We start from the raw sequence: 4,479 nt of genomic DNA, 5'->3' as shown, positions 1-4,479 counted from the left end.
GTGCCTGTTGAAGAACCCACCCGGCCCATGCGTACTGAGTCCTCAGGATCGGGGCGGTCAGGTTCTTCACGGCGGGGCGGCGATGACGAAAGGCCAGTGCGCAGTGATCGCGGTGCCAACCGCACACCCCGCAAACCCCTTGCTGATGATCAGCCGATGCGGCGCTTCCGTCTGGATGTCGGCGAAGATCACGGCGCCCAGATCAAAAATATTGTCGGCGCTATTGCCAATGAGGCAGGGATTCCCAGTCGCAATATCCGCAAGGTGGAAATCCACGGCGAGTACAGTACGGTAGAGTTACCGGCGGATCTTCCTGCGGCCGCCTTGCAGCATTTGCAGAAAGTCTGGGTGGCGGGACGGCCGTTACAAATTGCCCCACAAGAAGCTGGAAGCGAAAAATCGGGAGCACCCCGTCGGTCTTCAGCACCACGTGCGCGTACCGGAGGAGACGCGAAACCATCCAGAAAGATTTTGTCGGCAACTACCAGGCCATCGAAAGGTGAGGGTAAACCGCGTGGTAGCACGGCTGGCAAGCGCAAAAAGCCAACGAGAGAGAGTTAGAAAACATAAAAACCGGATGCGCGAAACATCCGGTTTTAACGCTGAGCCCTAATTAAGCCCGGCGGACCTTTTCGGCCTGCAGACCTTTGGGTCCACGAGTGACTTCAAAGTTGACCCTTTCACCTTCAGCCAGGGTTTTGAAACCCGTACCTTCAATGGCGGAATGGTGCACAAACACGTCTTCCTTACCATCTTCAGGTGTAATGAAACCAAATCCCTTACTGTCATTGAACCACTTCACTGTACCAACCGCCATTTCACACCCCAAAATAATCAAAAATAGCCCAACCGGCTACTTTCAAGAATAGCATATACCTGCCCCTGCGCAAGTTGCTATGCTGATCAGCCTGTTAGCGTATATTCAGCTTTTGGAAATGCCGTGTTTTTCCATCAGGCGATATAAAGACACCCGCGAAATGCCCAGCTGGCGGGCAGCCATACTGACGCTGCCGCGACTTTGTGCCAGTGCTCCACGAATACTGCTGGCTTCGGCACCGTCACGGGCTTCATTCAGGGTAACCTGCATGCGTGAATTGGTGCGCCGCTCCAGACCTAAATCAACCGGTGAAATCAGGAATTTTTCACACATGACCATGGCTCGACGGACACGATTGATGAGTTCTCGGATATTGCCCGGCCAGTCATAATGATTCATGGCATGGAGTGCTTCTTCGCTGAATCCTTTGACTCGATGCGCTTTTTCATCCGAAAAGCGCGTGAATATATATTGCGCCAACAAGGGAATGTCACCCACACGATCACGCAAAGGCGGCATTTTTATCTGCAACACATTCAAGCGGTAGTAAAGGTCCTGACGGAAACGACCTTCCTTGATGGCTGCTTCCAGGTTGATATGGGTGGCAGCGAGCACGCGGACATTGACTTCTATATCCTGACGGCCACCAACGCGGTGAATGGTTTTTTCCTGTAAAAAACGCAGCAGATTGGTTTGCAGGTCCATCGGCAAGTCGCCAATTTCGTCCAGAAAAAGGGTTCCGTCAGTGGCAGACTCAATGCGTCCGATTTTGCGTTCATGGGCACCGGTAAAAGAACCTTTTTCATGCCCGAATAATTCTGATTGAATCAGGTTGGCAGGAAGAGCACCACAATTGACGGCTATAAAGGGCCCTTCTTTACGCGTGGACCTTTCATGAATGGCTTGAGCTGTCAGTTCTTTGCCCGTCCCGCTTTCGCCCGTGATGAGAACGGGCGCTTCTACACCAGCGACTTTGCGAATTTCCTGATAGATTTTCTGCATCTGGTCACTGGCGCCAACCATCTGGCTTTCGGGATGATGATGAAGATCCCACTGTCCGCCCTGAAAGGTATCGGCAGTCATTTCTGCCATGCCAAATGCGTGTCCCAAGGTAATGGACAGACGCAGGGCATCTAAAGGCAAGGTGTGATAATCATAAAATGCGCTACCAATCAACTGGCGGAAAGCCGGTTGGTCAGCGGCGTTGGGGGGGATCAGGGCAATCCATTTTAACTGGGTTGACTGGGCTAGCATCAGTTCGACGCGATGCGCATGATCCACGAACTCTTTCTGGCTGAAGCCGACTACACCAACCAGCGCGCCGCTTTTGCTGGCGTATTGGGGAGCCTCTGCTAAAGAGGTTGCAAAAATGATATCCCAGCCTTCTTCTTTCAAGATTCCTGTAGAGGCAGCAATGATGTCTTTTTCACCAACATACAACACACTGCGTTCTATTGACGGATCGGAGAGTTTGAGCTTGGCATTTTTGGGCATGTGTACTCCTTCGAATTTGTTACGAGTGTCGCATAAATTTCACGCATACCCAATATATAGTAGTTTTTACCAATCACGCCGGAATCAAAGCATGAATTGCGGGTCGACATCGACAAACCAGCGCACCCTACGGGCTTCTGGCAGCTGCTGACAGCAGGGTAACCAGATTTTAAGGGACTTCTGCATGATCTGGCGTGTGGGCGCCTCTATCCATAATTCAGCACGCTCAAAACCGGCCCGTCTTTCCAGAAGCGCAGGCTGCGGTCCGCTGATTTCCAGCAAATCGGGAGCGCAGGCTTTTGCCGCTTCCAGGAAGGCCTGAATGGCTGCCCGTTGATGGGCTTCAGCACACATAAGCGTCAGGGCTGTGCCGGGAGGAAGGCTTGCTTGCAGACGTTCTTCCAGAAGTAACCGGGCGGCTTGCTGATAGTCTCCTTCACTGAGTTTCTGGATCAGGGGATGATGGGGCAGATGGGTTTGCAGAAGGACTCGTCCGGGTCGATCTTCGCGACCTGCCCGTCCCGCCACTTGCAGAACCATCTGCAGCAAGCGCTCGGGAGCCCGAAAATCGGCACTGAACAGGCCCTGATCAGTGTTGACGATGCCGACCAGGGTGACGGCTGGAAAATGATGGCCCTTGGCGAGCATTTGCGTGCCAACCAGGATAGCGGGTTGATTCTGATGGATTTGCTCCAGTACGGCGGAAAAAGCCTCCCGTCCTGGTAATGCATCCCGATCAATCCGCCAGACCGGCGTTGCGGGAAAGCGTTGGCGCAGGACTTCTTCCAGTTGCTCGGTTCCCTGTCCGGCAGTGATCAGCGCAGTACTGTGGCATTCCGGACAGTCTTCAGGCCAGCGTGACTCGTATCCGCAGTGATGACAGCGCAGGCGTTGCTGGTGGCGGTGCCAGGTGAGGGCGGCACTACAGCGTGGGCAGTGCAGGACATGGCCACAATCATGGCAGAGTACGGCGGGTGCATAACCCCGCCGGTTCAGAAACAGCAAGACCTGATTTCCCGCCGCGAGCGTTTCTGAGCAGGCGTTCAGAAGATCACTGGAGAGCCCCCCCTGAAGATATTGGCGACGAAGGGCAACAATCGTGATGCCCGGCAGGGGCGCGTTGGTGGCGCGTTGCCGTAATTGCAGACTTTGATAACGTCCCTGCTGGACATTGTAGAGACTTTCCAGAGAGGGCGTGGCCGAACCGAGAATGACCGGAATATTCTCCAGTTTGGCCCGCTGAATGGCCATGTCCCTGGCGGAATAGTGCCAGCCCCGGTGTTGCTTGAAAGAGGGATCATGTTCTTCATCAATGACAATACAGGCCAGCTGCGGCATGGGCACAAAAAGAGTGGAGCGGGTGCCGATGAGCAGTTGAATATGCCCCATGGCCGCCAATGCCCAGATGCGCAAACGTTCGGTGTCGGTCTGGGCGGAATGCAGTGCGGCGACCGCTGCCTTGCCGAAGCGGGCCTGGCAGCGTGCCAGCAGCTGTGGGGTAAGACCGATTTCCGGGACGAGAATAAGCACCTGCCGACCGGCTTCCAGATGGGGACGGATTGTTTCGAAGTAGACTTCGGTTTTGCCGCTTCCGGTAACGCCATCCAGCAGCCAGCATGTAAAGCCTTGGGTAATCCGTAATTGAGTGATGGCAATGCGCTGTTCTTCATTCAGAGGGTAGGGGACCGGTTGTGCAGTTACTCCGGGAGCGGGAAGGTTGAGGGCTTTCACCCAGCCGTTGTGAAGCGCCTGGCGAAGGACCGTACGTAAACGTGATGGTACTTCTGTTTCGACGGTAGGGTTAGAGGTGCTGAGCAGGGTTATCAGGGCTTCCTGCAGTTTGCCGGGACGGGCAGGCATCTGTTCAGGCTGGGTGAGTTGATAAGCCTGTGCTGCAGGCCTTGGCAAAGGCCGACCCTGACGGAGTAGCGCCGGGAGGGCGGCAGCCCAGACATCGCCCAGAGGATGCTGGTAATAATGCGCACCAAAATTCAGAAGCTGCTGCAGGGATTCTGGAAGCAGGGGCCGCGTATCGAGTACAGCCTCGATGGGTTTCAGGGTGATTTCCGGCGGACAGTGGTCATATCCCACCAGAATACCAATACGGCTTTTTTGACCAAAAGGGACACGCAGGCGTACGCCGGGAGGCAGGCGTTCCGGGTTTTCCG

Annotated in this window: 4 protein-coding genes; 1 reads left to right on the top strand and 3 read right to left on the bottom strand. The window is 54.8% G+C overall.

The window, feature by feature from the left end:
* Positions 1-561, top strand: a 561-nt coding sequence (locus AC2VLY_RS15800; RefSeq protein ID WP_486922613.1) for a DbpA RNA binding domain-containing protein, incomplete at its 5' end; no start/stop codon positions are given.
* Positions 562-613: 52 nt separating this feature from the next.
* On the opposite strand, the gene AC2VLY_RS15795 is transcribed toward AC2VLY_RS15800, so the two are convergent.
* From AC2VLY_RS15795 to AC2VLY_RS15785, 3 genes are all read right to left on the bottom strand, one after another.
* Positions 614-817 carry a cold-shock protein gene (locus AC2VLY_RS15795; RefSeq protein ID WP_009564993.1) on the bottom strand — a complete coding sequence of 68 codons (204 nt, stop codon included), beginning with the start codon at positions 815-817 and terminating at the stop codon, positions 614-616.
* Positions 818-922: 105 nt separating this feature from the next.
* Positions 923-2,311: a sigma-54 dependent transcriptional regulator gene (locus tag AC2VLY_RS15790; protein WP_193650945.1), complete on the bottom strand. Its 1,389-nt coding sequence runs from the start codon at positions 2,309-2,311 to the stop codon at positions 923-925.
* A gap of 84 nt (positions 2,312-2,395) precedes the next feature.
* Positions 2,396-4,479 (bottom strand): primosomal protein N' (locus AC2VLY_RS15785; protein WP_486922612.1); only part of this gene is annotated, 2,084 nt, incomplete at its 5' end.

Source organism: Acidithiobacillus sp. TH-A36, from assembly GCF_057473445.1.
The sequence above is the reverse complement of the archived record's forward strand: the minus strand, read 5'-3'. Positions and strand labels throughout refer to the sequence as shown.